General features: G+C 62.6%; 21 protein-coding genes and 3 pseudogenes. 14 read left to right on the forward strand and 10 right to left on the reverse strand.

Annotation, left to right across the window (positions count from 1 at the left end; translation table 11 throughout):
* Positions 1–11 precede the first annotated feature (11 nt).
* The 7 genes and pseudogenes from GR167_RS16095 to GR167_RS16125 form a co-directional block, all read right to left on the reverse strand.
* Positions 12–839: an ABC transporter permease gene (locus tag GR167_RS16095; RefSeq protein ID WP_160974751.1), complete on the reverse strand. Its 828-nt coding sequence runs from the start codon at positions 837–839 to the stop codon at positions 12–14.
* Positions 832–1,599, reverse strand: a complete 768-nt coding sequence (locus GR167_RS16100; RefSeq protein ID WP_160974752.1) for an ABC transporter ATP-binding protein — start codon at positions 1,597–1,599, stop codon at positions 832–834. Before GR167_RS16100 ends, GR167_RS16095 begins: the two co-directional genes overlap by 8 nt.
* Before the next feature lie 57 nt (positions 1,600–1,656).
* A complete protein-coding gene (locus GR167_RS16105) occupies positions 1,657–2,664 on the reverse strand; it encodes an ABC transporter substrate-binding protein (RefSeq protein ID WP_160974753.1) in 1,008 nt (335 codons plus the stop codon).
* 21 nt (positions 2,665–2,685) lie between these two features.
* Complete coding sequence (locus tag GR167_RS16110) at positions 2,686–3,348, reverse strand: GntR family transcriptional regulator (RefSeq protein ID WP_160974754.1); 663 nt, start codon at positions 3,346–3,348, stop codon at positions 2,686–2,688.
* 115 nt (positions 3,349–3,463) lie between these two features.
* Positions 3,464–3,565 (reverse strand): annotated as a pseudogene (locus GR167_RS16115) (IS5/IS1182 family transposase); the annotation flags it as partial.
* A pseudogene (locus tag GR167_RS16120) lies at positions 3,540–3,682 on the reverse strand (transposase); the annotation flags it as partial. The pseudogenes GR167_RS16115 and GR167_RS16120, both read right to left, overlap by 26 nt.
* A gap of 120 nt (positions 3,683–3,802) precedes the next feature.
* Entirely contained in the window at positions 3,803–9,265 is a 5,463-nt protein-coding gene (locus GR167_RS16125) for a S8 family serine peptidase (protein WP_160974755.1), read from the reverse strand.
* 344 nt (positions 9,266–9,609) lie between these two features.
* Between GR167_RS16125 and GR167_RS16130 the strand changes: the two genes are divergently transcribed.
* Both GR167_RS16130 and GR167_RS16135 read left to right on the forward strand, forming a co-directional pair.
* Positions 9,610–9,810 (forward strand): DUF5818 domain-containing protein, encoded by a 201-nt coding sequence (locus GR167_RS16130; protein WP_160974756.1) that lies wholly within the window; start codon positions 9,610–9,612, stop codon positions 9,808–9,810.
* 160 nt (positions 9,811–9,970) lie between these two features.
* Positions 9,971–10,120 (forward strand): annotated as a pseudogene (locus tag GR167_RS16135) (IS3 family transposase); the annotation flags it as partial.
* Between the two features lie 181 nt (positions 10,121–10,301).
* Here GR167_RS16135 and GR167_RS16140 read toward each other — a convergent pair.
* A complete protein-coding gene (locus GR167_RS16140) occupies positions 10,302–11,093 on the reverse strand; it encodes a crotonase/enoyl-CoA hydratase family protein (RefSeq protein ID WP_160974757.1) in 792 nt (263 codons plus the stop codon).
* Between the two features lie 76 nt (positions 11,094–11,169).
* On the opposite strand from GR167_RS16140, the gene GR167_RS16145 reads away from it, so the two are divergent.
* Positions 11,170–11,769, forward strand: a complete 600-nt coding sequence (locus GR167_RS16145; RefSeq protein ID WP_160974758.1) for a TetR/AcrR family transcriptional regulator — start codon at positions 11,170–11,172, stop codon at positions 11,767–11,769.
* 309 nt (positions 11,770–12,078) lie between these two features.
* On the opposite strand, the gene GR167_RS16150 is transcribed toward GR167_RS16145, so the two are convergent.
* On the reverse strand, positions 12,079–12,738 hold the full coding sequence (locus GR167_RS16150; RefSeq protein ID WP_160974759.1) for a pyroglutamyl-peptidase I: 660 nt from the start codon (positions 12,736–12,738) through the stop codon (positions 12,079–12,081).
* Between the two features lie 106 nt (positions 12,739–12,844).
* Entirely contained in the window at positions 12,845–13,798 is a 954-nt protein-coding gene (locus tag GR167_RS16155; RefSeq protein ID WP_160974760.1) for a helix-turn-helix domain-containing protein, read from the reverse strand.
* Between the two features lie 672 nt (positions 13,799–14,470).
* Here GR167_RS16155 and GR167_RS16160 point away from each other — a divergent pair.
* The 11 genes from GR167_RS16160 (at position 14,471) to GR167_RS16210 (ending at position 25,210) form a co-directional block, all read left to right on the forward strand.
* Positions 14,471–15,661 (forward strand): urea ABC transporter substrate-binding protein, encoded by a 1,191-nt coding sequence (locus tag GR167_RS16160; protein WP_235915993.1) that lies wholly within the window; start codon positions 14,471–14,473, stop codon positions 15,659–15,661.
* A gap of 10 nt (positions 15,662–15,671) precedes the next feature.
* Entirely contained in the window at positions 15,672–16,538 is an 867-nt protein-coding gene (locus GR167_RS16165) for a branched-chain amino acid ABC transporter permease (RefSeq protein ID WP_160974762.1), read from the forward strand.
* Positions 16,538–17,569 (forward strand): branched-chain amino acid ABC transporter permease, encoded by a 1,032-nt coding sequence (locus tag GR167_RS16170; RefSeq protein WP_160974763.1) that lies wholly within the window; start codon positions 16,538–16,540, stop codon positions 17,567–17,569. The genes GR167_RS16165 and GR167_RS16170 overlap by 1 nt, the downstream gene beginning before the upstream one ends.
* On the forward strand, positions 17,566–18,291 hold the full coding sequence (locus GR167_RS16175) for an ATP-binding cassette domain-containing protein (protein ID WP_160974764.1): 726 nt from the start codon (positions 17,566–17,568) through the stop codon (positions 18,289–18,291). Before GR167_RS16170 ends, GR167_RS16175 begins: the two co-directional genes overlap by 4 nt.
* The gene (locus tag GR167_RS20320) at positions 18,288–18,995 is read left to right on the forward strand and encodes an ABC transporter ATP-binding protein (RefSeq protein ID WP_160974765.1); all 708 of its coding nucleotides are present in this window, start codon (positions 18,288–18,290) and stop codon (positions 18,993–18,995) included. Before GR167_RS16175 ends, GR167_RS20320 begins: the two co-directional genes overlap by 4 nt.
* Before the next feature lie 82 nt (positions 18,996–19,077).
* Positions 19,078–20,625, forward strand: coding sequence for an amidase (locus tag GR167_RS16185; protein ID WP_160974766.1), 1,548 nt, complete (start codon positions 19,078–19,080; stop codon positions 20,623–20,625).
* A gap of 67 nt (positions 20,626–20,692) precedes the next feature.
* Complete coding sequence (locus tag GR167_RS16190) at positions 20,693–20,989, forward strand: putative quinol monooxygenase (protein WP_160974767.1); 297 nt, start codon at positions 20,693–20,695, stop codon at positions 20,987–20,989.
* Positions 20,990–21,380: 391 nt separating this feature from the next.
* Positions 21,381–22,247: an FAD binding domain-containing protein gene (locus GR167_RS16195; RefSeq protein WP_160974768.1), complete on the forward strand. Its 867-nt coding sequence runs from the start codon at positions 21,381–21,383 to the stop codon at positions 22,245–22,247.
* Entirely contained in the window at positions 22,244–22,723 is a 480-nt protein-coding gene (locus tag GR167_RS16200) for a (2Fe-2S)-binding protein (protein ID WP_160974769.1), read from the forward strand. The genes GR167_RS16195 and GR167_RS16200 overlap by 4 nt, the downstream gene beginning before the upstream one ends.
* Positions 22,723–24,972: a xanthine dehydrogenase family protein molybdopterin-binding subunit gene (locus GR167_RS16205; RefSeq protein WP_160974770.1), complete on the forward strand. Its 2,250-nt coding sequence runs from the start codon at positions 22,723–22,725 to the stop codon at positions 24,970–24,972. Before GR167_RS16200 ends, GR167_RS16205 begins: the two co-directional genes overlap by 1 nt.
* Positions 24,965–25,210, forward strand: coding sequence for a MoaD/ThiS family protein (locus tag GR167_RS16210; protein ID WP_160974771.1), 246 nt, complete (start codon positions 24,965–24,967; stop codon positions 25,208–25,210). Before GR167_RS16205 ends, GR167_RS16210 begins: the two co-directional genes overlap by 8 nt.
* The last annotated feature ends 8 nt before the right edge of the window (positions 25,211–25,218 follow it).

Consider the following 25,218-nt stretch of genomic DNA (forward strand, 5'->3'; position numbering starts at 1 on the left):
GGGTTTGCGGCTCATGACCGCCAACCCAGCAGCCGCCGTTCGATCAGACCGATGACGCCCGAGGTAATCACGCCGAGAAGCGACAGGATCACGACGCCGGCAAAGAGCCGTTCCAGATCGTAGAGCGACCCGGCTTCGAGGATGTAGGCACCGATCCCGTATTCCGCGCCCAGCATTTCGGCGGCGACCAGCAGGATGATCGCGATGGCCAGCGAAATGCGCATGCCCGACAGGATGCCCGGCATCGCGCCGGGCAGGACGATCTTGCGCACGATGGAAAACCAGGACAGGCCGAAGCTCTGGCCCATGCGGATAAGCGAACGGTCCACGTTGTCCACCGCCCCATAGGTTGCCACGACCGTCGGGGTGAAGGTGCCGAAGGCAATCAGCGCGTATTTCGACCCTTCGCCGATGCCGAACCAGATCACGAACAGCGGCAGAAGCGCGATTTTCGGGATCGGGAAGATCGCTGCCACAAGCGGCACGAGGCCGGAGCGGATATAGGAAAACAGCCCGATCAGGATACCGACGGAGATGCCCAGGCTGACCCCGATGATGGCGCCGATCGCGAGCCGCGACAGCGACGGCCCAAGGTGTTTGAACAGAAGCCCGCTGGTATAGAGTTCCTTAAAGGTTTCGAGCACGTCAGAAGGCTTGGGCAGGGTCAGGGATGAAATCCAGCCCGTCCGCGTGCCCCATTCGGCGATGAGGATCAGGAACACGAAAACCGCGGCGCCGACCCATCGGTGCGATTTCGGCGCGAAGCCGCCGCCTCGGAAGGCGACCGTCCGGCCCTTGCCGGCGGTTTCGGCGGGGGTGGAGATGGTGGTGTCAGACATTGATCAGCTCCGCATCGGCCGCACGCGCTTCGTCGCGCATCAATTCCCACAGGTGTTTTTGCTGTGCGTCCAGTTCCGGGTCGCCGAAATTCCTTTCCTGCAAGGGCTTGTCGATTTCCACGACTTCGCGGATTTGCCCCGGACGCCGCGACAACACGACGACCTTGTGTCCGAGCCGCACCGCCTCGGCGAGGTTGTGGGTCACGTAGACCGCGGTGAACGGTTGGCGTACCCAAAGATCCACCAGGTCGTCCATGAGAAGTTCGCGGGTCTGCGCGTCGAGTGCCGAAAGCGGTTCGTCCATCAGCATCACCGCCGGATTGACGGCAAGCGCGCGGGCGATGGCGACACGTTGCTTCATGCCGCCCGAAAGCTGCTTGGGCAGGGCATTGCCGAATTCGGAAAGCTTGGTCCGCGCCAGAACATCGTCGATGATGCCCTTGGCCCTGGCGCCGCGAATGCCGTGGTCTTCCAAGACGAGAGAGATGTTGCCCGCCACGCTGCGCCACGGCAGCAGGGCGAAATCCTGAAAGATATAAGTCAGCGGGTTCAGGCAGCCCTCGGGCGGTTCGCCAAGCTGGTACACACGCCCCTTGGACGGGCGTTCCAACCCGCCGATGAAGCGCAGCAGCGTGGATTTGCCGCATCCGGAAGGCCCGACGATACAGACGATCTGCCCGCTTTCGATGTGGAGCGAAATGTCCCGCATCACTTCGAAATCGTCATAGGAATGGCTGATGCCATCAAGACGGATGTCCATGAATCCCCCTGCTGCCGTAAGGGCGGGATGGGGGTGCCCCATCCCGCCAAGGTCTCGTTAACCGCCGATGGTTTCGACGTAGGAACTGTCGACCAGTTGCTCGATCTTGATGTCGGCATCCACCAGCCCTTCGGACTGGAACCAGCTCAGCTGATCCTGGACCGACGCCATGTTGAGCGCCGCGTTCTTGTTGAGCCGCATCGTGCCGTTGATGATCGACGGCGCCGCCTTTTCGAGCGGGCGGTCGTTGTAGACGTATTTGTGGATCAGACCGACCATCGCATCCTGATCGGCCGTCTTGTCGATCATCGCCGCCGCGTAATCGTCGACGCCTTTCGAATACCCTTGCAGGAAGCTTTCGGTCAGGCCGCGTTCGTCAGCGGCGTTTTTCGACGACGTGAAGACCGTGGTGACCTGATAGTCGGGGATGTAATCCGAGACATTGCCGATGATATGCACCGCGCCCGAACCCGCCAGCGGCTTGGCGATATGCGGCACGATGGACCAGCCGTCGACCTGACCGGATTTCATCGCCCCGATGATCGCGCCCACCTTCTGCAGCGGCGTGAAGTGCATCTCGATGCCCTCGGCCGCCGCCATCTTCGCCCCCATGTAGTGGAACGACGAACCCGCCTGGGTGATGGCGAATTTCTTGCCAGCCAGACCCTTGGGCGTTTTGACACCCGCCTGGAAGGCCGCGTCCGATGCCAGGAATTTCTGGCCGTCGATGCCGTCCTCTTCGGACAGGGCACCGCCGATCACCTTGATCGCGCCCTTCTGGGCAAGGCTGATCAGGCCGCCGGAAATCGCGGTCACGGCGAAGTCGACATCCCCCGACGCGATGGCCACGGCCATGGGTTGCGCGGCCTGGAAGAATTCGAATTCCACGTCTAGCCCGGCTTCGGCGAAATAGCCACGTTCAAAGGCAACGAAGCTGCCCGAATGCGAGGTGAAGCGCAGCGCCCCCACCTTGATTTTCCTGTTCGCGGCGATCGCGGGCGCTGCCAGCCCCGAGGCCGCCGCCGCGCCCATAAGGGCCAGTGTTTGGCGTCTGTTGAGTTTCATGTCTTCCTCCCTTGGTTTAATTCAGGTCAAGTCCGCCCGGATATCCTCCTCCAGCAGCTTGAGCGCTGCTTGTTCGTCGCGGGCGACAGTTGCGTTTTTAAGGTTCTCCCGGCGCGCGGCCCGTGCGGCGAAATCGATCCGTCCCTCGCGCAGTTGCGCCAGCCTGAAGCGGCGCGACTGGTCGTAAAAGCGGCCGGCCATCTCGATCAGCCGGGGCGATCCGCATGCGCTGATCAACGTGATCGCGAACATCCGGCAGGCCTCATCCCATTGCAGGGCCGTCACATCGTCCGGGTTGGTCTGAACGGCCGCCTCCGCATGGGCAAGCTGGTGCTGCGCGGCAATCACCGAGGCTTCCCACTCGACCCCGCCCTGCGTCAGAGACCACGCCAGACCCAGCTTTTCGATCTCCATCCGCATCGACAGGATGTCGCGCAGGTCCTCTTCGGTGGCCGAGGTCACGCGGAAGCCGCGCTGGTTCGTCGCCTCGACCATGCCTTCGGCGACCAGCGTCCGCAGGGTTTCCCGCATCGAATGGTTGGAACCGCCATAGCGCTGGCGCAATGCTTCGATCTTGAGCTTCTCATCGGGGCGCAGCACACCAAACGAGATGTCGCGTCGGAGGGCGGAGGCCAGCATTTCGACCACCGTATCGTCTTCGGCTTGTTTCCGAGGGAAGAGCATTTGATCCCTGATTTTTCAAAATGTTGGATATTTTTAATTTTCGTTGCATGATTTCGTCAACGACCAATTTCTTAAAACGGGACCTGCCCAGGCAAGTCACTGGGCTCAAGACACATCACCAGAACATGACGGTTGCGGCGAGAGCGCCGACAGAGAGGAAGGCTTCTGGGCTGCGGTCGTATCGTGTGGCAATCCGTCGCCAGCCCTTCGAAGATCCGGGCGAACCTGCCGATCTCACTCCAACGCCCCATTGATTGAAGAACGTCTCCGGCTGGCCGTATTCCTTCGGTGCATCACACCGGCGCAAGCCAATGCGATTGATGAAGACGATACCTTCAGCCGATGGCATCGCTGAACTGCCCCCTCCCGTTGTCTCGCAAAGCTCTTGGAGCCCGGAAATTGTGAGGTGCTACCCAACGTACCCTCGGCCTTTGTCAGAGCTTCCGCATTTTGATCAGGCCAGCAGATCGTATTCGATGCCTCCAACCCTCAGGCTGATGTGCTCTTGGGCTTCGCCATCGACCAGGGCCCACAGGACTTGGCCGGTCGGACGATAGATCACGAAAGCTTCCGCGACACCGGCCTCGCCCGCATTAGCGGTATCTGCAAAGTTTACTTGGAACTGATCCCGCGTCGCCGCGCCACCAAAGACCAAAACGTCACCTTCGGCGGCATCGTAATCCTGCACCCAGTCCAAGCCATGCCCTTCGACCCCATGGTGATAGAACCGATCCGCCCCGGCCCCACCGTTCACACGGTCATTGCCGAAACCGCCGTTGATGAAGTCGTTGCCGTCCCCGCCAAACAGCATGTCGCTCCATGCCTGTCCCGTCAGAACATCGTCACCATCACCGCCAATGAGAGTATCGGCGCCATAGCCGCCAATCAGGGTATCGTTTCCGGAATCCCCACGCAGCTCATCGTTGCCATAGCCGCCATCAGCCGAGTCGTTGCCATTCCCGCCATAGATCACATCGCGCAGGTCGTCCTCGCTATCGCCGCCGGACAGGCTGTCGTCTCCATCGTCTCCAATCAGGGTGTCCTGCCCATCACCGGCGCGCAGGGTGTCATTGCCGGTATAGCCACGCAGTATATCGTCGCCAGGGGTGCCGAACAGCTCGAGGTCAGCAGGCTCAACCTCTTCTGTGGCATCCGAGGTGATGCTTTCATCGGTCCCATAGGCGTCGGTGTAGCTAACGGTAACACTGATCACGGCCCCTACATCATCCCGGCCCAGGGTGTAGATCGATTCCATAGCTTCAGAGATTTCAGCCCCATCCCGCAGCCATTGGTAGCTAAACTCACCCAGACCATCTTCGTCGGACAAACCAGAGATGTCTGCCGTCAAGATTTGATCTTCACTGGCCGTGCCGGTGACAACGACGGAGCCCACAGGATCATCATTAACGTTGGCCACGGCACCGGTCGCACCACTGGTCACGCTTTCCATGGTCCCCTGGCCATCGATGTAGGACGCCCGAACCGTGATCGCGGCCCCGACGTCGGCCTGGGTCAGGGTATAGGTCGCACTGGTGGCACCGGAAATGTTCCCGCCATCGCGCTGCCACTGATAGCTGACAGTGCCGAGGCCATCCTCGTCGGCGAGCGTGTTGCTCGCGGTCAGCACCTGGTCCTCAGTCGCGATGCCGGAGATGCTGACCGATCCGGTGGGCGCATCGTTGACGTTGGTGACCGCTGCCGTCGCCGCGCTGGTCACGCTCTCCGCGGTGCCGCCGCCGTCGGTATAGCTGGTGGTGACGGTGATCGCGGCCCCGACGTCGGCCTGGGTCAGGGTATAGCTCGCACTGGTGGCGCCGGAAATGTTCACGCCATCGCGCTGCCATTGATAGCTGATGGTGCCGAGGCCATCCTCGTCGGCGAGCGTGTTGCTCGCGGTCAGCATCCCACCCTCGGTCACGCTGCCGGAGATGGTGACCACGCCAGTGGGCGCATCGTTGACGTTGGTGACCGCTGCCGTCGCCGCGCTGGTCACGCTCTCCGCGGTGCCCTGACCATCGATGTAGGACGCCCGAACCGTGATCGCGGCTCCGACATCGGCCTGGGTCAGGGTATAGGTTCCCCCCGTGGCACCGGAAATGTTCCCGCCATCGCGCTGCCATTGATAGCTGATGGTGCCGAGACCATCCTCATCGGCGAGCGTGTTGCTCGCGGTCAGCATCCCGCCCTCGGTCACGCTGCCGGAGATGCTGACCACGCCGGTGGGCGCATCGTTGACGTTGGTGACCGCTGCGGTTGCCGCGCTGGTCACGCTCTCCGCGGTGCCCTGACCATCGGTGTAGGACGCCCGAACCGTGATCGCGGCGCCGACGTCAGCCTGGGTCAGGGTATAGGTCGCACTGGTGGCGCCGGAAATGTTCCCGCCATCGCGCTGCCACTGATAGCTGACAGTGCCGAGGCCATCCTCGTCGGCGAGCGTGTTGCTCGCGGTCAGCACCTGGTCCTCAGTCGCGATGCCGGAGATGCTGACCGATCCGGTGGGCGCATCGTTGACGTTGGTGACCGCTGCCGTCGCCGCGCTGGTCACGCTCTCCGCGGTGCCGCCGCCGTCGGTATAGCTGGCGGTGACGGTGATCGCGGCCCCAACGTCGGCCTGGGTCAGGGTATAGGTCGCACTGGTGGCGCCGGAAATGTTCCCGCCATCGCGCTGCCACTGATAGCTGACAGTGCCGAGGCCATCCTCGTCGGCGAGCGTGTTGCTCGCGGTCAGTACCTGATCCTCTGTCGCGGTGCCGGAGATGGTGACCGATCCGGTGGGCGCGCGATTGACGATCGCAGCGGCGATTTCATCGGAATTCATCGTGCCGCCGCCAAGGAAGACGATCGTTTCGAGCCCGCCGCCGTCCAGCTGCGCGTCAACCGAAATCATTGCGTCGTCGGACAGAAGAATTTCGAGCGTGCCGCCATGGCGGTAAAAGGTCACGTCCTCGCGCGCGAGGTCTTCGAACCGCAACACATCGGTGCCGGCCGCGCCGATAGCTTCGACTATCCGGTCGCTGCCGTCGCCGAAACGATAGCGGTAGCTGTCCCCGCCGTCGCCGCCGGTAAGGGTGTCGTCACCGGCCGCGCCATCGACGGTATCGTCGCCCCCACCGCCCTCGATTGCATCGCTCACGGAGGAACCGATCAGATTCTGCGCGGCTGCACCGCCGACCAGTTCCAGCCCATGATCCGCCGGCCGCCAGTTCCGGAAGGTCAGGCCCGCCAGCGTGGCATCGCCAGTGGCGAGGAACCGCACGACATTCGCCAGACCGGACGTTTCGTAGGCATCGATCACGAGCGCATTGGCGACAAGGCCGGTCGAGGCAACCGAGGCAGCAAAACTCGCCACCTGGTCGTTGGCGGTGTTGAACCTGATCTCCTCTATGCCGGTGACCGTCGAGCTGGAGAAATCAAAGCTGCCGCCACCGTTGATCTGCAGGATATCGCCGGTCCCGTCGCCGCCATCATAGGTCTCGCCCGAAACGACGTGTCCCTGATCGCTCACGCGAAGCGTGTCGTTGTCGGCACCGCCACGTACCTCGTCAAGGCCCGCGCCACCCTCGAGCGTATCGCCGCCCGAACCACCGAGCAGCGTTTCATTTCCAGAGCCGCCGGTGATGGCGTCATTCCCGCGCATCCCGCTCAGCAACTCGGTTTCCGCGTTCCCGATGATCGAGTCGGCCCCATCACCGCCATAGACAATCGTGAAATTCGCAAGCGTAACGCCCACCCCGTCTATGATTCCGTTCCCGGCAGACAGGTCGATTGTCGAATCCGAGGTCACCGCAGCGGCGTTGAGTGTCCCTCTGTTGATGCCGGCGTCGAGTGCGGTGGAGTGGCTCGAGGCGCCGGCGTAATCCGAGAATTCATCGGTGAGAATGAAGCGGTTGTCGGCATCGTTGCCGGTGGAGCTGTCGCCCCAGACATTGACCTGGAGATCCGTGACCGTCCAGGTGTCATTGGTGTAATCATCGGTCAACGTAACCGTCCAGGTGCCGCTGGTGCTTTCTCCCCAGAATGCATTCGTCGACCATGTATAGGTCTCGTTGGTCAGGGTGGTGCTGCCGCCGTACCCGCTCTTGATCAAGTGGATCGAGGTTCCCGTCGGCGAGGTCAGAACGATGTCCATGTCGCCGATCCAGGTGTGGGAATATGTCAGCTGCACTTCGACCGTTTCGGCGAGGAAATCGTTCGGCGTGAAGTTGTAGCTGGCAGAGGTCCCCAACAGTTCGACCGTCGAATTGATCAGATCGACGGTATAGAGCGCGTCATTGGCGCTGGTCTGCGCGGTCCCGCCCCAGGTTTCCGCCAGCCGCACCGCGGCATGGGCATCGACCAGGCCGAAGCCGTAATCCCTGGAGAAATGGAGCCCGCCGCCGTTCCAGTTCTCGGCGCCGTTGAAGAACCAGGCATTTTCTTCCGCACCCGCCAAACCGGCCCCGACTGCGGAACCGACATGTCGGGCGGAGTAGGCCAGGATGTCCTGCACGTCGCGCCAGCCGAGGTTCGGGTTGGCTTCGAGTATCAGTGCGATCACCCCCGACACCATCGGCGCCGCTGCGGAGGTGCCGTTGAAGCCGAACGTGTAGTCGGGATTTGTGCCGCTGTTATAGCCCTCGGCGCCAAGCCGGTCGGTTGTTACCACTTCGCCTGGCGTCCCGAACGCAGAGACGAACAGGTTCGCGCCCTCGGTGGAATAAGAGGAGACGAACCCGTTCTGGTCGACCGCGGCGACCGATATCGTGTAGCGTGACGCGTTCCACGCCGAGCCATTGGCATCATGATCCAACCCGCGGCCATTGCCGGCAGATTTGACAAAGATCGTGCCGAGCCCGCCACGGCCGTTTTCCGCCCCGTACTCGAACGCGGACACCAGGCTGTCGGGCAGTGTCTGTGTCGGAACGTCTTTGTCGTAGTAATTGGAGCCGATCTGTGTGCCGAGCGACATGTTGACCACGTCGGCCGTACGGTCGATCCCTCCGGCCTGGGCCTCGCCGCTGGCATTCTGCACTGCCGCGCGCAACTGACCCAGGAATGCGTCGTAAAGTGCAGGAAGCGTCCCTGATGTCTGGACTCGGAAGCCGAAAATCGTCGCGCCATATGCCACGCCCACGGTCCCGGTGCCGTCGTTTTCTGAGGCGATGATGCCGGCCACGGCGGTCCCGTGGTTGTTGCCGTCCACGCCCCCGGCATCGGCGTCGTTATCGAAGAAATCCCAATCAAGCGCCGTGCTGTAATTGCCGTCCAGATCGTGATGGGATCCGACGACCGCATCATCGATCACCGCCACTGCGACGCCGGCGCCGGTATAGGTCTGTCCGGTGCCGTCCCAAACTTCGGTCACGTTCAGGTCAAGCAGCCCGGCGGTATTGTTCTGCAGGTGCCATTGTTGCGAGAACAGATCATCAGTCGGCAGTGCCATGCTGAGCGAGATGGCCTCGTCGCCATATTCGAAGGGCACCGTTTCGGTGCGGTCGCGTTCAGCAGGAGGAGTACTGATCCCCGAGAGCAGGGCCTCTAGCGACGTGCTGCCGAAAAGCTGGGCGAAAATGGTTCCTGTGCGCAGAGCCATTTCAGGCAAGCTGAATTGTGTTTCGGGCGTCGCGGCTTGTGCTGCCTCAGAGACCGCTGCGATCTGTCGCCCGCTCCCCGGTTTCTGGAAGCTCTGGAAGGTATGGGGCGTTTCGGGTGCGGCCTCTGCGGTATCGATCTCCGTCAACGGCGCTTCGCCGACCAGCTCATGTCCGGCGCCCGGGGCTCCAGTGCCAATATCCGGGTATGCAGCAGAGCCGTCAGAGGAAGCTTGGAATCCGAAATCCGGCGTGTGGTCCGAAATCCTTGTTCGCAAATCGATGAAACCTTCGCTGTCGAAGGTGTTCAGGTTCCAAATTGAGTTCAGGTCGAAAAAAGCTTTCATAACATCAAATCTCTTACTCTGGCACTCGACCTGCGTCAGAAGATCAAGACCTTAACGGAAGCAAAGAAAACGGAGAATTCGAACATTGGTTTCAATAAGAAACGTTGCCTGGATGGTAGTGTCTCCGAACCGTAGTCTGCAAGAATTATGTGGAAAAGTTGGACCTTGCATCCTTGGAAAGGGGATGCCAGCCTTTGGAAAAGGCCAAATGTAAACGCTTTGAGCACCTCTTTGGGAGAGGTTGGATGGATCGCCGCGATGATCGAGCATGGGGGAATAGACGGCGCTCAAGGCCCCGCTCCGCTGCAACTGGCAGCGTTTTGGTGCTTTCCATGTGCGCTGTGATGCTGACCGGAACATTGGTGCCCGGCGTGGAGTGCCCCACCTTGCGAACCGATGATGGCAAGACCATTGCCTTGTCTCACCTTCCCGGCGCGGCGTTCGCAATCGGCGATCGTGTCACCGTGACTGGTTCAGGGTATGGCGCCTCTATGTCCTGCCAACAGGAAGTGCTTCTGGTGACGAAAGTCGAAGCTGCGAAGTAAGCGCATTGGTGGGCTCGCGCCAGCGTGCGGTTTGGGCGCAGGACCCGTTAATCGGCTTGCGGCTGGCTTGGTCGCGTGATTCACGTGCCTCCCAAAAATTGGGGCATCATGAGCAATCCATTCTGGTTGAGCGATGCCCTGAAGGGCAAGGGGATCAGGCCCTGCATCCCGGGCCGACGAAGCGCGGCTGGTCGCGGACATGATTGAGCTGGCACGCCGGTTCGGCCGTTGCGGCCATCGTCGCTTCGCGGCTTTACTGAGTGATGCGGGCTGGGAAGTGAACGACAAGCGCGTCGAGCGCCTCCCCCGCAGCGCAGCCCGTCGAAGGAGACATTAGCCGCAACTGCGAACGCCTTGGGTCCGGATGACCGATGCGCCGAAAGGGGGGCCTTGTGTGCCGCAAGGCAGATGTGGCCTTGCGGCAAGTCGCAGCCGCCTGATCACTTGGCATGACAATCCGAATACAAGGTCAGGTGGCTGCGCCGGGGCGATCACGTGCCGGTATAGACAGGAGTACGCCTGTCGATCCATGCCGACAGGCCCTCGCCGATGTCACGGGTGGCAGCCATGCGGCCAAACTGTTCGCGTTCAATTGCAAGGCCCTCCGTGATGGAGGCGTTCAGACCGCGCGTCACGGCGGTGATGATCCGTGCGGCCGCCAAGGGCGAATGACGCAAAATACGCTCGGCCAACCCAAATGCGGCGGGCATGAGATCGTCGTGCGGAACGACCCGGTTGACCAGGCCAAGCTCGTAGGCACGATCCGGCCCGAACGGATCCCCCGTAAGCAGAAGCTCAAGCGCACGCTTGCGCCCGGCAAGCCGCGGCAGACGTTGGGTTCCTCCAAAGGTCGGCGGGATGCCGATATTGATCTCGGGCTTTGCGAACATGGCCTTGTCGGAGCTCACGGCAAGATGAACCGCCTCGGTGATTTCACAGCCGCCACCGAAGGCGATCCCGTTCACGGCAGCGATGATCGGTTTACCGAAGGCCTCCAGACGCCGCGTCATGCTCTGCCCCCGGCGCACGAACTGCTTGATCGCGATATCCGGACCCATCTTCACGCTTCCGGTAAATTCATGGATATCCCCGCCGGCCGAGAAAGCGCGATCCCCTGCGCCGGTCAGAATGACAGCGCGCACAGTGCTGTCGTCCTCGATCACGTCCAGAAGTTCGATCAGCCGATCATTCATCTGATAGTTCAGCGCGTTGAGCTTGTCGGGCCTGTTGAGCGTCAGGACGGCGATCGCGCCCTCGCGTTCCATCAATACAGTTTCAGTCATGATGCTACCTCCATCGATTGCATTGACAGAACTCTGCGAACCGGGGATGTCTAAGTAAACTCACTGGGTAGTATACATGGCACGACCATCTGCCGAGACCACGCGCGACAGGATTCTTACAGCGGCCAACAAGCTGTTTTACGGCGAAGGCATTCGCGCGGTGAGCGTCGATGCCATCGCGGAAAAGGCCGGGCTGACCAAGCGCTCGCTCTACTATCATTTCCGCAGCAAGGATGAGCTGATCGAGGCCTATCTTGTGTCCCGGGACCAGCCGAATCTCGCTGCATTCGAGGGATGGTTCGACGCCGCGGAAGGGTCGGTGGCCGACAAGACGTCAGCCATCTTTTTGAACGTCGCACGGAACGCCCGGCATCCCAAATGGAAGGGCTGCGGTTTCCTGCGAACCGTAGCGGAGCTTGCGAACATGCCGGGGCATCCGGCGGTGGCGGTGGGGGCCGCCCACAAGAAGAAGTTCGAGGCCTGGTTGGCGGGGCGGTTTTCCGCGGCCGGCATCGGCGGCTCCGATGTCCTGGCCCGGCAGGTGTCCGTGCTGATGGACGGGGCGTTCGCGGCCATGCTGACGCATCGCGATCCCGGCTATGCCGAGGCCGCCGCGACGGCTGCGCGAGAACTCGTTCATCACAGGCTCGGAACTGCTGACAGCAGTCATTCCTGATCTTCGCAACACCGGTCAGTCCGGAATCGGAACCGACCTGGGATGCAGCGCGGCATGGAGCATTGAGCCGACCTTCGCTGCGCCAACCATGGGTGACCGTGATGCGCAGTTAGCGACCTTTGCAAAATCACGGTATCGAGCGGCGCTGACCGGCAAGTTCCCCTACCAGTTCTATCGCCAGATCAACCGTCTTCGGGGAGAAGCCGGATCTCCGACAACAGGCTGCGAATGATGGACGTCGCCTTGGCCCTGATTGCTGGATCGTGCAAGGCAATAGACAGGTTCACGACGCCCGATTGAGGATCAGCGTCATGTCGTTTCGGCCTCGATAACGGTTTCGGTGATCACGCTTTGAATGGCGGCGATCATCATGTCCAGTGACATCGAGGCCAGGTCGGCGCGTTGGTGCAGTTCCAACCGCGCTTCATCGGCCAGCGATGTCAGCAGTTCGGCCACCTGTTCGGGCAGGTAGGGCAGGTGGACGAAGCCGCAGCGTGTCGTCGCGCCGGTCCGGGCGCAATGATCCAGCGCGGTGAACAACAGGGCGTTGCACAGAAATGCCCCCGCCGTGTCCGAGATCCGGGACGGAATGCCCTCGGCGCGCAGCGCATCGCGGATTTTCGGCAGCGGCAGGCCACTGCGATGGGCTGCCGGGGCATCGGGATCGATGACGCCACTCAGCAGGTTGCCGACCTGGTCGGCGATTTCGAAATCGAGCGTGTTGGCACCCATCCGTTCCAGCCGGATCACCGCTTCGCCCGGCCAGAGGCCGAGAGAGATCATGGCCACCGGCGCATACGTGTCGATCAGCGCGGGGACACGTTTGCGGACCTCGGCATAATCCACCGGCAGCACGACGCCGCGGACCTCGTGCCCGGCGATCGTCGTGCCGTCCAGCGCCTGTGCCACCTGCTGGGATGGATTGGCGCCGCGCCCGCCATAGCCTTCGTATCCGGTAATCAGAATCATCGCCAAACCAGTCTTCTGTTTCGTTTCGTATCGGGTTTTCCAAACCGCACCGGCGGTTCTGGAAATGTGCGACCTGCCGGCGCCTTGCGATCGATTGAACGCTCCATCATTTTCGCAGCAGCACCGCGCTTGGAGACCGCCCGAATTCCCGTTTGAAGGCCCGGCTGAAATGGGAAACATCCCTGAAACCGTAATCAAAGGCGATGTTTGTAATGGAAACGGGCTGTCCTTGGGCGATCACCTTGTAGGAGGCTTCCAGCCTTTGCTTCCACAGCCACCGCATCGGTGTCATTCCCTCGGAACTGAACAGGCGGTTCAACGATCTGGGCGACACGCCCTGCATTGCGCAGACCCGGTCGATGCTCAGATCGGTATCTTGGAGGTTGTCGAGCATATAGCGTTTGATCTTGTTCAGCTGTCCCTGCCTGTGCCCCTGGAACTGTGCGGCGTCGGGAAGGAAACACTGTTCGACGCTGCTGAACATCAGATCGAGCGCCGAGGATTCCAGCTTCGGTGAAAAATCGGCGGCATCCGCGTCTGCCGATGACTGCAGCTCCGACAGGATGGACCGGAAAAATCTGGCTGCATAGGACGCGCTCGGAAGGCGCCGGGCTGTGAAATCGGCCACCTGTTCAAGCCGCGAAACGGCTTGGTGTCTGGGGACCGCCACGATCAGGCTTCGGGCATTCCCCATGTAATTCACCGTGAAGGGGTTCGCCTGATCATACAGAACGATGTCCCCGGGTTTCGCCGTGGTATTCCGATCCGCCTGCAGGAAGCCTATTTCACCGCTCTGGATCAGTACCAGCATGATATGGTCGCGGGGATCGCGGCGGATATCCTGCGCGCTTCTGACCAGCGGCAAGTGTACGCCGCCTGTTCTGGCCGAGACATCGCCGAAATGAAGCGCCCCGAAGCTCCAGGACTTTACCTCTCCGTTAAAGTTCGGTTCGTTCGGGATGTCGCATTCGGTTGTCGAAAACTGCCGGCACGTCATGTCGTGCCAGTGTTCAAACCCCGCGCCGTAGTTCCCCCTGTTTATATAGCTCTGTTGTTGCATGGCTTCCCCTGAAACCCAAAGTCATCCCTCGCGACCAGAGTGATAGGTTTACGTTACGGCACAAGTTTTTTGACCAAAGCCGATAATGCCAGACCCCATCCCCCTTCTGGCAGTTTCAGCACATAAGCTGGCACGGACGATCAAGCGTATGTCCATTTGTGAATTCAATAATCCTTAAGAGTTCATGAAAAAGGAGCCGCTCCGCGAACCGATGAAACCCGCAGGTTTCCAGCCGTTCGCCGTTAAAAAAATGACAAACAGTCGCTCAACAAATAAGCACTCTGGGGGCATCTTCGAAGCGATCTGCGAAAAAGCGCAAAGCAAAATGCGCCTGCCTTCGATCGCTTTCGATACATCCCGGGGCAGCGTCTGCAGCCGCCCCCGGGGCAAGAGGCCCGGCCGGAAAGCCATGATACGACCTCATGTGCCGTGCCGTCATCCAAACATGACAAGACGTGCCAACCGGATCGGGACCTGCGGGTCCGGAGCGGCGCAGAGCAGCTAATTCACGACTTTCGACACCGTTCGAACCGGCCGGAACACGGCCATCAAAAGAAGTGATCCGAAGAGATCAACAACAAGTCCCGACCTACACGGGACATTCCAACAGAAAGGTAAATACCGATGACACTCTCACGTCGAAATTTTCTCCGGAATACCGCTGCCGGGGGCATGACGCTCGCGGCGCCTTCGCTGATCGGCACCATGGCCAAGGCCGCTGACGGCCCGATCAAGATCGGCAGCCTGCATGACCTCGCAGGACCGCTGGCCGCGACCGGCGAACCGATGGTCTATGCCATCCAGCTGGCGGTCGAGGAACTGAACGCCGCCGGTGGCCTGCTCGGCCGCGAACTTGAGTTGGTCAATTACGACACCCAGTCCAACATCCAGCTCTATTCGCAATATGCCCAGCAGCTGGCGGTCCGCGACAAGGTCGACGTGATCCACGGCGGCATCACCTCGGCGTCGCGCGAAGCGATCCGGCCGATCTTCGACCGGTTCCGCACGCTCTATTTCTACAACACCCTGTACGAAGGCGGCGTCTGCGACCGCAACACCTTCAACACCGGCACCACGCCCGCCCAGACGGTCGAGAAACTGGTGCCCTACGCGATGAACCTGTGGGGCAAGAAGGCCTATATCATCGCCGCCGACTACAACTACGGTCAGATCACCGCCAAGTGGATGAAGAAATACGTCCAGGACAATGGCGGCGAGGTGGTCGAGATCGACTTCTTCCCGCTGGATGTCACCAACTTCGGCCCGTCGATTTCGCGCATCCAGGCGGCCAAGCCCGACCTGCTGCTGTCGGCCATGGTGGGCGGCAACCACACCGCGTTCTATCGCCAATGGGCCGCCGCCGGTCTGAAGGGCGAGATTCCGATCGCCTCCACCACGTTCGGCCTGGTCAACGAACCGGCGACGCTGGAACCGGAGGAAAGCAACGGCGTCATCGGCAGCTACGGCTATTTCGAGGAACTGCAGACGCCCGCGAGCCTTGCCTTCGTCAAGGCGATCAAGGACCGGCACGGGGCGCAGACACCCTATATCAGCGAACTGGCCGCGGCGAGCTATGAGGGTGTGTACCTGTGGGCGGAAGGCGTCAAGCTGGCCGGCACGACCGAACGCATGGCGGTGATCGAGGCGCTTGAAACCGGTATCTCGGTCGATGGGCCCAGCGGCAAGGTGGTGATCGATCCCAAGACCCACCACGTGACCCGCAACGCCTTCCTCGCGGAAGTTGAGAACAAGTCCTGGAAAGTGCTGGAGACCTTCGAACAGCAGGCGCCGCTCGATACGGCGGCGGTCTGCGACCTCGAAGCGAACCCGAACGATACCACCCAGTACGAAATCAACATCTGAGGCTAGGCACATGGACATCGCGATCATCGTAGGTCTGGACGTCATCAGTGGTATCGCTTCACTCGTGCTGATCAGCGCCGGACTTGCGGTGATCTTCGGCATGATGAAGATCATCAACCTCGCGCATGGGGAATTCCTCATGCTCGGGGCCTATGCCACGGTGCTGTCCGTTTCGGCGGGGGTGAATATCTGGCTGGCCATGCTGGTCATCGCCCCCGTCTTCGTCGGGCTGGTCGGCGTCATCGTCGAACGTTGCCTGATCCAGTTCCTGTACGGCCGGCTGGTCGACACGATGCTGGCGACATGGGGTTTGAGCCTCGTGATCGTCGGCGGCACGACCATGCTGTTCGGCAACACCATCGTCGGGGTGGCGTCGCCGCTGGGCGGCTTCTCCGTCGGGGAATACCAATCGAGCCTCTACACGCCGTTCCTCGCGGTCATGGCAATCCTCGTCATGACGGGGGTGTGGGCGGTGATGCGTTACACCCGCGCTGGGCTGATCGCCCGTGCCGTGATGCAGAATCCGGACATGGCGGCGACGCTGGGGGTCAACCCGGCCAGGGTCTACATGGCCACCTTCGGCGCCGGGGCGGCCATTTCCGGGCTTGCCGGGGGGCTTCTGGCCCCGGTGGCGGGCGTCGTGCCGACAATGGGCGCGGCCTATATCGCCAAGGCCTTCATCACCGTCGTCGGTGGCGGCACCTCGATCCTGTGGGGGCTGATCACGGCCTCGGGGCTGTTCGGTTTCATCAATCAGATCGCCGCCTTCTTTACCACGCCGGTCTTCGGTGAGGTGATCCTGTTCATCGCGGCCGTGGTTCTGATCCGCATGCTGCCGACCGGGATTTCCGGCAAGTTTTTCAAAGGACGTCTCTGATGCAGAAACTCAATGAAATGCGCGTGGCGCTGATCTGTGCGGTCATCGCAGCGGCAGGTGTCATCGCGGCCCCTTACTATATCGACCTGTTCCAGATCATGCAGCTGACGGTCTTCGCCGCGATGGCGGTGCTGGCGCTGAGCCTCGGGTTCATCTGGGGCTATGGCGGCATCCTCAGCTTCGGGCAGACCTCGTTCTTCGGCCTCGGCGCCTATGCCTATGCCGTCGCCGCGATCAACTTCGGCGACAGCACCGGGGCGATTGTCATGGCGATCCTGATCCCGGTGATCTTCGCCGCGCTGCTGGGGTATTTCATGATCTACGGCGGCGTCAGCGACGTCTATCTCGGGGTCATCACCCTGACGGTGTCGCTGATCCTGTTCAACCTGGTCAATTCGACCGCCGGGGATTTCTACAAGATCGGCGATGCCCGCTTGGGCGGGTTCAACGGGATGCCGGCGATACCGACCTTCAACATGCCGGGCGATCCCGGTTACATCCTGAGCCCGGAACAGGCCTGGACGGTGACCGGGCTGGCGCTGATCGTCGTCTATATCGGCCTGCGCGTCCTGATCGCCAGCACCTTCGGCCGGATCATCATCGCGATCCGCGAAAACGAAACCCGCGCCGCGCTGCTGGGCTACGACCCGCGCTTCTACAAGCTGCTCACCTTCATGATCGGCGGCGCCATCGCCGGTTTCGCCGGGGCGCTTTACGTGAACTGGGGCGCCTTCGTCAGCCCGACCATCTTCGCGCTCGGCCTGTCGGCGCAGATCATCATCTGGGTCATCATCGGCGGGCGCGGCACCCTGATCGGGCCGGTCATCGGTTGCCTGCTGATGCAGTGGATGGTCACCGCCATCGGCGGGCAGCAGGCGCTGGATGCCAATTTCATCCTGGGTGCGATCCTGATCGTCTTCGTCCTGCTGGTGCCCAAGGGCATCGCGCCGACGGTCGTCGACCTCGTGAAATCCCGCCTGCCGAAAGCGAAATCCGACACAGCCAACAGCAACGCAAAGGTGAAGGCATGACGACACCCCCGCTTCTGGAAACCAGCAACCTGACCATCCGTTTCGGCGGGGTCACCGCGGTCAACTCGGTCGATTTCAGCCTGAAGGAAACCGAACTGCGCTGCCTGATCGGGCCGAACGGCGCCGGGAAATCCACCTTCTTCAAGCTCCTGACCGGGCAGCTTCGGCCCTCCGAAGGCCATGTGAAACTGCGCGGCGAGGATATTTCCGGGTCGCTGCCGCACGAAATCGCCCGGCGCGGCGTGGGGATCAAGACCCAGGTGCCCAACGTGTTCAACGCGATGACGGTGGAGGAAAACCTCTGGATCGCGGCGCGCCACAAGCACACGCCGGCCTTTGCATCCGACCTGGCCGAGGAAATCCTGACGCAGCTGCGCCTGACCGGCATCGCGAAACGGGAAGTCGGCCAGCTTGCCCACGGGCAGCGGCAATGGGTCGAAATCGGAACCGTCCTGGCCGGAGAGCCGGAGTTGATCCTGCTCGACGAACCGGCCGCCGGGATGACCCATGAAGAGGTCGAACGGACGGCGGAGCTGATCCTTGAAATCAACCGCAAGCGCGCGCTGATCGTGGTCGAACACGACATGCAGTTCATCAAGATGATCGCCAAGACGGTCACAGTGCTGCACCAGGGGTCGGTTCTGATCGAAGAAGACGTGGCCACGGTTCTGCAGGACCCGCGGGTCCGCGATGTCTATCTCGGAAAGGGGCTGGCAGCATGATCCTCGAAGTTGACAATCTCCAGTCCGGCTATGGCCGGATCCCGATCCTGATGGGCGTGACGATGGGCGTGGCCGAAGGCGAATTCCTTGGCATTCTGGGCCATAACGGCATGGGTAAGACGACCCTGATGAACACGCTGATGGGGCATCTGCCGACCACCGGCGGGTCCATCCGGTTCGATGGGCAGGACATCGCGCAACTGCCGCCGCACAAGCGGTCGCGCGCCGGGCTCGGGCTGGTGCCGCAGGGGCGGCAGATCTTCCCCGATCTCAGCGTGCATGAAAACCTGCGCATGGGCATGGCGGGCGGATCGTCCGAGGACCTCGACTTCCTCGATGAAATCCTGACGCTGTTCCCGCGCCTGCAGCGCCTGCTGGACCGTCGCGGCGGCGCGCTGTCGGGTGGTGAACAGCAGCTTCTCGCGCTGGCGCGCTGCCTGTGCGGCCGTCCCAAGATGATGCTGCTGGACGAACCGACCGAAGGCATCCAGCCCTCGATCCTCGAGGAAATCGTCGACACGCTCAAGGTTCTCAGAACCCGTGGCCTGTCGCTGGTCCTGGTGGAACAGAACCTCGATTTCATCGCCGCGCTGTCCGACCGCGTGCTGACCATCCAGAAGGGGGTGATCACCGGGCAGATGGCGCCGGAAGACCTGAAGAACCCCGAATTGGTTTCCGAATTCGTCGGCATGACGACGGCCTGACCGGGCGGCCCTTCTGGGCCGGCCAGAACGCCCGGTGCAACGGGCGTCACACCAAATCCAACAGTCCCAGAGGAGTAGATCCATGACCATCACAAGACCCAGTGCAGACCAGCTGATCGAAATCGGCAAAGGTCTGGGGATGACCCTGAGCCCCGCGGAAGCGGCAGAATACCTGGAGCTGATGCAGCCCAATCTCGACGCCTATGACGTCGTCGATACCGAACCCGACTTCATGCCCGAGGTCAAATATCCCCGCACCACCGGCTACACCCCGGACCTGGCGGACAATCCCTACGGGGCATGGGCCCGCAAGGTCACGGTTCAGGGCGCGGCCGAGGGCAAGCTCAAGGGCAAGACCGTCGCGCTGAAGGATAACGTGGCGCTGGCCGGTGTGCCGATGTCCAACGGCGCATCGACGCTGGCCGGTTTCATCCCGGCGGCCGATGCGACCATCGTGACCCGGATGCTGGATGAGGGGGCGACGATCGAGGGCAAGGCGGTCTGCGAATATTTCTGCCTGTCGGGCGGCAGCCACACCTCGCAGCCGAACATGGTCCACAATCCGCGCAAGGCCGGCTATTCGGCGGGCGGATCGTCCTCGGGCTCCGCGGCGCTGGTCGGCGGCGGCCTCGTCGACATGGCGATCGGTGGCGACCAGGGCGGTTCGATCCGCATTCCCTCGGCCTTCTGCGGCACCGCCGGGATGAAGCCGACCCACGGTCTGGTGCCCTATACCGGCGTCATGCCGATCGAAAGCACCATCGACCATACCGGTCCGATCACCGCGACCGTGGCCGATAACGCGCTGCTGCTCGAAGTGCTGGCCGGGGCGGACGGGCTCGACCCGCGCCAATATGCGCCGAAGGTCGACGCCTATACCGAGGCGCTGGACAAGGGCGTGAAGGGCATGAAGATCGCCGTGGTGGAGGAAGGCTTCGCCGCCGCCAACCTGATGCCCGGCGTGGCCGACGCGGTGAAGGAAGCCGCGGAAGCCTATCGCAGCCTCGGCGCCATCGTCGAAGAGGTGTCGATCCCCGATCACTTGCTGGCCGCCGCCGTTTGGGGCCCGGTCGCCATCGAGGGCCTGCAGTGGCAGATGATGCAGGGCAACGGCATGGGCATGAACTGGAAAGGCGCCTATGACGTGGGTCTTCTCGATTACCACGCTGGCTGGCGCGAAAAGGCCGACGATCTGTCCGAAAGTCTCAAGATCTGCATGCTGCTGGGGCAATATGCGATCGACCACTATAACGGCCGCTACTACGCCAAGGCGCAGAACCTCGCGCGCAAGGTCAAGGCAAGCTACGACGCGGCCTTCGCCACCTACGATCTGCTGCTGATGCCGACCCTGCCGATCACCGCATCGAAGCTGCCGGAACCCGGCGCGTCCATCACCGAAGTCATCACCCGCGCCTTCGAGATGATCGCCAACACCTCGCAATTCGACGTGACCGGCCATCCCTCGATGTCGATCCCGTGCGGCGAGGTGGACGGGCTTCCGGTCGGCCTGATGCTGACCGGCGCGGATTATTCGGAAAGCACGATCTATGCCGCCGCAGCGGCTTATGAGGCCACTGTGGGCACTGCGTCCCCGGCCAAGGCGAGCGCCGATCTGACGCCGGCACAGTAACCGGCAACACAGCAGGCCGGCCGCGTTCGGGCCGGCCTGCACATCCAACCGGGCAGGGGAAAGCTTCATGATCACGATTACGGCCGTCATCCGGGCCAAACCCGCTCAGGCGGACGCCCTTCAAGAGGCGCTTTGCGCCGTTGCGGACTATGTCGCGGCAAATGAACCGGGCACTGTCGGGTTTCATATCTCGCAAGACCTGTCGGACCCATCCGTTTTCACGACATTCGAACGGTTCACCTCCGAAGACGCGAAAGACAGGCATAATTCCTCGCCCGCCGTTGCCGCGTTTTTCGGAAAGGCCGACGCCCTGATCGACGGGCCGGTTATCCTGCATACCTGCAGAGAAGTCTCTGAGAAATAGTCGTTATTCTTGTGCGCTGATCCTCGTCATCTGTCATCAGACGGTTTGTGTGGGATGCGGTGTTCTCAACATATCGATGACTTTTGGGGCGCAAAACGGAGCCAATTGCGATGTCCTTTCGGCGCTGGAAGCCATAGGGGCGAATGGCAAAGCCCTCCGTGCGGAGGGCATGTTCGCGTCGATGCATTAGATGGGAAATTGGGCGTTCGGAGCGTAGTTCCGGATGATGTTCGGATGATGCCGCCCCCATCTCTTGACATCGGTTTGCAGATGGTGCCGGACGCTTCCAGCAATAAAGGCAGTGATGAAAAAGGCGGTTCAGAATGCCGCCATCGACTTGTGAGCGGCAGCCGTTACTGCTTTCATGGCGACAAACAAACAAGGAAGCATGATGCACTATCATACACCTGCGACATTCGAAGATGCCGTGAAAATCGCTGCGGCTTGCGGTGGCGTGACGCGTTTCCTGGCGGGCGGCACCGACGTCCTGGTTCAGATGCGCGCGGGCGCGGTGATCCCCGATGACCTGATCGATCTCAAACATATCCCGGGCGTGCGCGACATCACCCGCACGCCGGAGGGCGGCTGGCGCATCGGCATTGCCGTTGCGGGGGCCGAACTGGGCGCACATGACGCGCTGTGCCGCGACTGGCCGGGCGTGGTCGAAGGCATGGAACTGGTCGGATCGACCCAGGTGCAGGGGCGCGCGACCCTCGTGGGCAACCTGTGCAACGGATCGCCCGCGGCCGACAGCGTGCCGGGGCTGGTCGCGGCAGGTGCAACCGTGACGGTGACCGGCGTGAATGGCAGCCGCGAGGTTCCGGTGGCCGAAATTCCGGCCGGGCCGGGCCGCACGGTTCTGCAGCCGGGCGAAGTGATTTCCGCCATTTCCCTGCCGCCGCGCGGGGAAAACGGCGGCGATGCCTATCTGCGTTTCATCCCGCGCACGGAAATGGATATCGCCGTGGTGGGCTGCGCAGTGAACCTGCGCCTGGACGGCGACACGATCAGCGAAGCGCGCGTCGCGCTTGGCGCGGTCGCCCCCACGGTGATCACGGTGCAGGCGGCGGCGGATGCCATCATCGGCACCACGCTGGACGACGCCGCGCTCGAGGCGCTGGCCGATGCCGCCCGCGCGGCGGCCACCCCGATCAGCGACAAACGAGGTACGGCAGAGTTCCGCACCCATGTTTCAGGCGTGATGGCGCAACGAGTTGCGCGCCTCGCCTATACCCGCGCGAAAGGAGCCGGGAAATGAGCAAGATCCACGTCACCACCACCGTGAACGGCGACACGGTCGAATTCCTCGCCGATCCGCGCGAAACGCTGCTGGATTGCCTGCGCGACCGCCTTGGTCTGACCGGGTCGAAGGAAGGCTGCGGCACCGGCGATTGCGGCGCCTGTTCGGTCATGCTCGACGGGCGGCTGGTCAGTTCCTGCCTCGTGCTCGGGGTCGAAGCCGAGGGCAAGACCGTCGACACCATCGAAGGGATGGCCCGCGGCGACGACCTGCATCCGCTGCAGCGCAAGTTCATCGAACATGCGGCGCTGCAATGCGGGTTCTGCACCCCCGGCATCCTGGTCGCGGCCAAGGCGTTGCTGGACCAGAACCCGGATCCGAGCGAAAGCGAGGTGCGCTACTGGCTGGCGGGCAATCTGTGCCGCTGCACCGGCTATGACAAGATCGTAAACGCCGTGATGGACGCGGCGGCGGAAATGCGGGGGGCGGCCTGATGGCGAAGGACGAGTTCAACACCGAATTCAAACTGGTCGGCACCCGGCCCAACCGTCCCGACGGGCTCGACAAGGTCACCGGGCGGGCGCGCTATGGCGCGGATATGACGATGCCGGGGATGCTGTGGGGGGCGGTGGTCCGTTCGCCCCACGCCCATGCGCGGATCAAGAAGATCGATGCCTCCAAGGCGCTGGCGCTCGAAGGGGTCAAGGCGGTGGTCACCCGGGCAGATTTCCCGACCGGGCTGACCGGCGAGGACTGGAACCTGCAGGAAAACAGCATGGCGGGGGACGTGGCGCTCTATGACGGCCATGCGGTCGCCGCCGTCGCCGCGACTTCGGCGTTGCTGGCGCAGGACGCCGCCGCGCTGATCGAGGTCGAATACGAACTCCTGCCGCATGTCATCGACGTGGATGACGCGATCAAGCCTGATGCCCCGGCGATCCGCCCGGGATCGGCCGATCATTCGGTGCCCGAAGGCTTCCCGCCCAACGTAGTGCGCTATATCGATTACGGCCACGGCGATCTCGACGCCGGGTTCGCCGCCGCCGATCTGGTGATGGAAAAGACCTACCTCACCGAGGCCACCCACCAGGGCTATATCGAACCGCAGGCCTGCGTCGGCCAGCTGGGCGCCGACGGCAAGGGCGAGATGTGGGTCTGCACCCAGGGGCATTGGTTCATCCGCCAGATGTGTTCGGCCGTGCTGGGGCTTGAGGTCGCGCAGCTGCGCGTAACCGCGTCGGAAATCGGTGGCGGTTTCGGCGGCAAGACCATGGTGTTCATGGAACCGCTGTCGCTGGCGCTGAGCAAGAAGGCAGGGGGACGTCCGGTCAAGCTGGTGATGAACCGCGCCGAGGTTCTGCGCGCCACCGGGCCGACCGCCTCGGCCTCGATGGATGTGAAAATCGGCATGACCAAAGACGGGAAAATGACCGCGGGCAAGGCGGTGTTCCGGATGCAGGGCGGGGCCTTCCCCGGCGCGCCGGTGGATTCGGCGCTTGATTGCGCCTTCGCCAATTACGATATGCCCGCGGTTTATCACGAAGGCTTCGACGTGCTGGCCAACCGGCCGAAAGCCGCGGCCTACCGCGCGCCCGGGTCGCCGATGGCGGCCTTCGCGGTGGAAAGCCTGGTCGATGAAATGTGCCGCGAACTGGGGCTCGACCCGGTCGAGGTGAGGCTGAAGAACGCCGCCCGCGAGGGCACCAAGGCCAGCTACGGCCCGACCTACAACAAGATCGGCCTGGTCGAGACGCTGGAAGCGGTGAAGGCGCACCCGAACTATGCGGTGCCCTTGGGGCCGAACCAGGGGCGCGGCGTCGCTTCGGGGTTCTGGTTCAACTATAACGGCGACACCGCGGTTTCGATGGCGATCGCCGAAGACGGCACCGCGCAGGTGTCGGTCGGCACGCCGGATATCGGCGGCAGCCGTGCCTCCTTGGCGATGATGGTGGGTGAAACGCTGGGCGTTCCTTACGAACATGTCCGCGTGAACGTGGTCGAAACCGGCGCGCTTGGCATCAACGAACCCACCCACGGCAGCCGGGCGACCTTCGCCACCGGAAAGGCGGCGGTGATCGCCACCGAACAGGCCATCGCCGAAATGTGCCGACGCGCGGCGGTGGAATGGGATATCGATCCGGACGCGGTCGAATGGATCGATGGCGCGGCCCAGCCCGCCGGTCCCAATGCCGGGAAGTTCCCGCCGATGAAAATCGGCGAGATCGCCGGCAAGATGAGCACCACCGGCGGGCCGATCGCCGGCCATTACGAAGGCTTCCCCGACGGTGTCGGTGTCAGCTTCGGCACCCATGTCGTCGATGTCGAGGTCGATCCGGAAACCGGGCATACCAAGATCCTGCGCTACCTGGTGGCGCAGGACGCGGGCCGGGCGATCCATCCCGCCTATGTCGAAGGCCAGTTCCAGGGCGGTGCCGTCCAGGGCATCGGCTGGGCGCTGAACGAGGAATATGTCTATGGCGAGGACGGGCGGCTGCAAAACGCCACCTTCCTCGATTACCGGGTGCCTGTCGCGTCGGACCTGCCGAAGATCGACACGGTGATCGTCGAAGTGCCCAATCCCGGCCATCCTTACGGTGTGCGTGGTGTCGGTGAAACCGGCATCGCCCCGCCGCTTCCGGCCATCGCCAACGCGGTGGCGGCGGCGACGGGGCAGCGGTTGCGCCACCTGCCGATGACGCCGGTCAAGGTGCTGGCGGCGATCCAGGCGGGGCAGGATGGTTGAGATCAACCTCTGGTCCGGCCTGCGCCGGTTCACCGATGGCGAACTGGTGGTGGAGGTCGAGGCCGACACCATCGGCAAGGCCCTGGATGCCCTGATCGAGAAATATCCCGGGCTTGCCCCGGTGATCGAGGCGGGCATATCGGTGGCGGTGGACGGTGAAATCACCACCGCCGGCCGCAACATCCCGGTGCGGCCGGACAGTGAGGTCTATCTCATGCGGCGGCTGAAGGGCGGCTAGGGGCCGCC

Origin of the sequence: Thalassovita mangrovi (assembly GCF_009857745.1) — a bacterium.
Taxonomy (GTDB): Bacteria; Pseudomonadota; Alphaproteobacteria; order Rhodobacterales; family Rhodobacteraceae; genus Thalassobius; species Thalassobius mangrovi.

Coding starts and splice junctions, on each gene's coding strand:
- GR167_RS16095 (WP_160974751.1), bottom strand. CDS start 839: ATGTCTGACACCACCATCTCCACCCCCGCCGAAACCGCCGGCAAGGGC.
- GR167_RS16100 (WP_160974752.1), bottom strand. CDS start 1,599: ATGGACATCCGTCTTGATGGCATCAGCCATTCCTATGACGATTTCGAA.
- GR167_RS16105 (WP_160974753.1), bottom strand. CDS start 2,664: ATGAAACTCAACAGACGCCAAACACTGGCCCTTATGGGCGCGGCGGCG.
- GR167_RS16110 (WP_160974754.1), bottom strand. CDS start 3,348: ATGCTCTTCCCTCGGAAACAAGCCGAAGACGATACGGTGGTCGAAATG.
- GR167_RS16125 (WP_160974755.1), bottom strand. CDS start 9,265: ATGAAAGCTTTTTTCGACCTGAACTCAATTTGGAACCTGAACACCTTC.
- GR167_RS16130 (WP_160974756.1), top strand. CDS start 9,610: ATGCTGACCGGAACATTGGTGCCCGGCGTGGAGTGCCCCACCTTGCGA.
- GR167_RS16140 (WP_160974757.1), bottom strand. CDS start 11,093: ATGACTGAAACTGTATTGATGGAACGCGAGGGCGCGATCGCCGTCCTG.
- GR167_RS16145 (WP_160974758.1), top strand. CDS start 11,170: ATGGCACGACCATCTGCCGAGACCACGCGCGACAGGATTCTTACAGCG.
- GR167_RS16150 (WP_160974759.1), bottom strand. CDS start 12,738: ATGATTCTGATTACCGGATACGAAGGCTATGGCGGGCGCGGCGCCAAT.
- GR167_RS16155 (WP_160974760.1), bottom strand. CDS start 13,798: ATGCAACAACAGAGCTATATAAACAGGGGGAACTACGGCGCGGGGTTT.
- GR167_RS16160 (WP_235915993.1), top strand. CDS start 14,471: ATGACGCTCGCGGCGCCTTCGCTGATCGGCACCATGGCCAAGGCCGCT.
- GR167_RS16165 (WP_160974762.1), top strand. CDS start 15,672: ATGGACATCGCGATCATCGTAGGTCTGGACGTCATCAGTGGTATCGCT.
- GR167_RS16170 (WP_160974763.1), top strand. CDS start 16,538: ATGCAGAAACTCAATGAAATGCGCGTGGCGCTGATCTGTGCGGTCATC.
- GR167_RS16175 (WP_160974764.1), top strand. CDS start 17,566: ATGACGACACCCCCGCTTCTGGAAACCAGCAACCTGACCATCCGTTTC.
- GR167_RS20320 (WP_160974765.1), top strand. CDS start 18,288: ATGATCCTCGAAGTTGACAATCTCCAGTCCGGCTATGGCCGGATCCCG.
- GR167_RS16185 (WP_160974766.1), top strand. CDS start 19,078: ATGACCATCACAAGACCCAGTGCAGACCAGCTGATCGAAATCGGCAAA.
- GR167_RS16190 (WP_160974767.1), top strand. CDS start 20,693: ATGATCACGATTACGGCCGTCATCCGGGCCAAACCCGCTCAGGCGGAC.
- GR167_RS16195 (WP_160974768.1), top strand. CDS start 21,381: ATGCACTATCATACACCTGCGACATTCGAAGATGCCGTGAAAATCGCT.
- GR167_RS16200 (WP_160974769.1), top strand. CDS start 22,244: ATGAGCAAGATCCACGTCACCACCACCGTGAACGGCGACACGGTCGAA.
- GR167_RS16205 (WP_160974770.1), top strand. CDS start 22,723: ATGGCGAAGGACGAGTTCAACACCGAATTCAAACTGGTCGGCACCCGG.
- GR167_RS16210 (WP_160974771.1), top strand. CDS start 24,965: ATGGTTGAGATCAACCTCTGGTCCGGCCTGCGCCGGTTCACCGATGGC.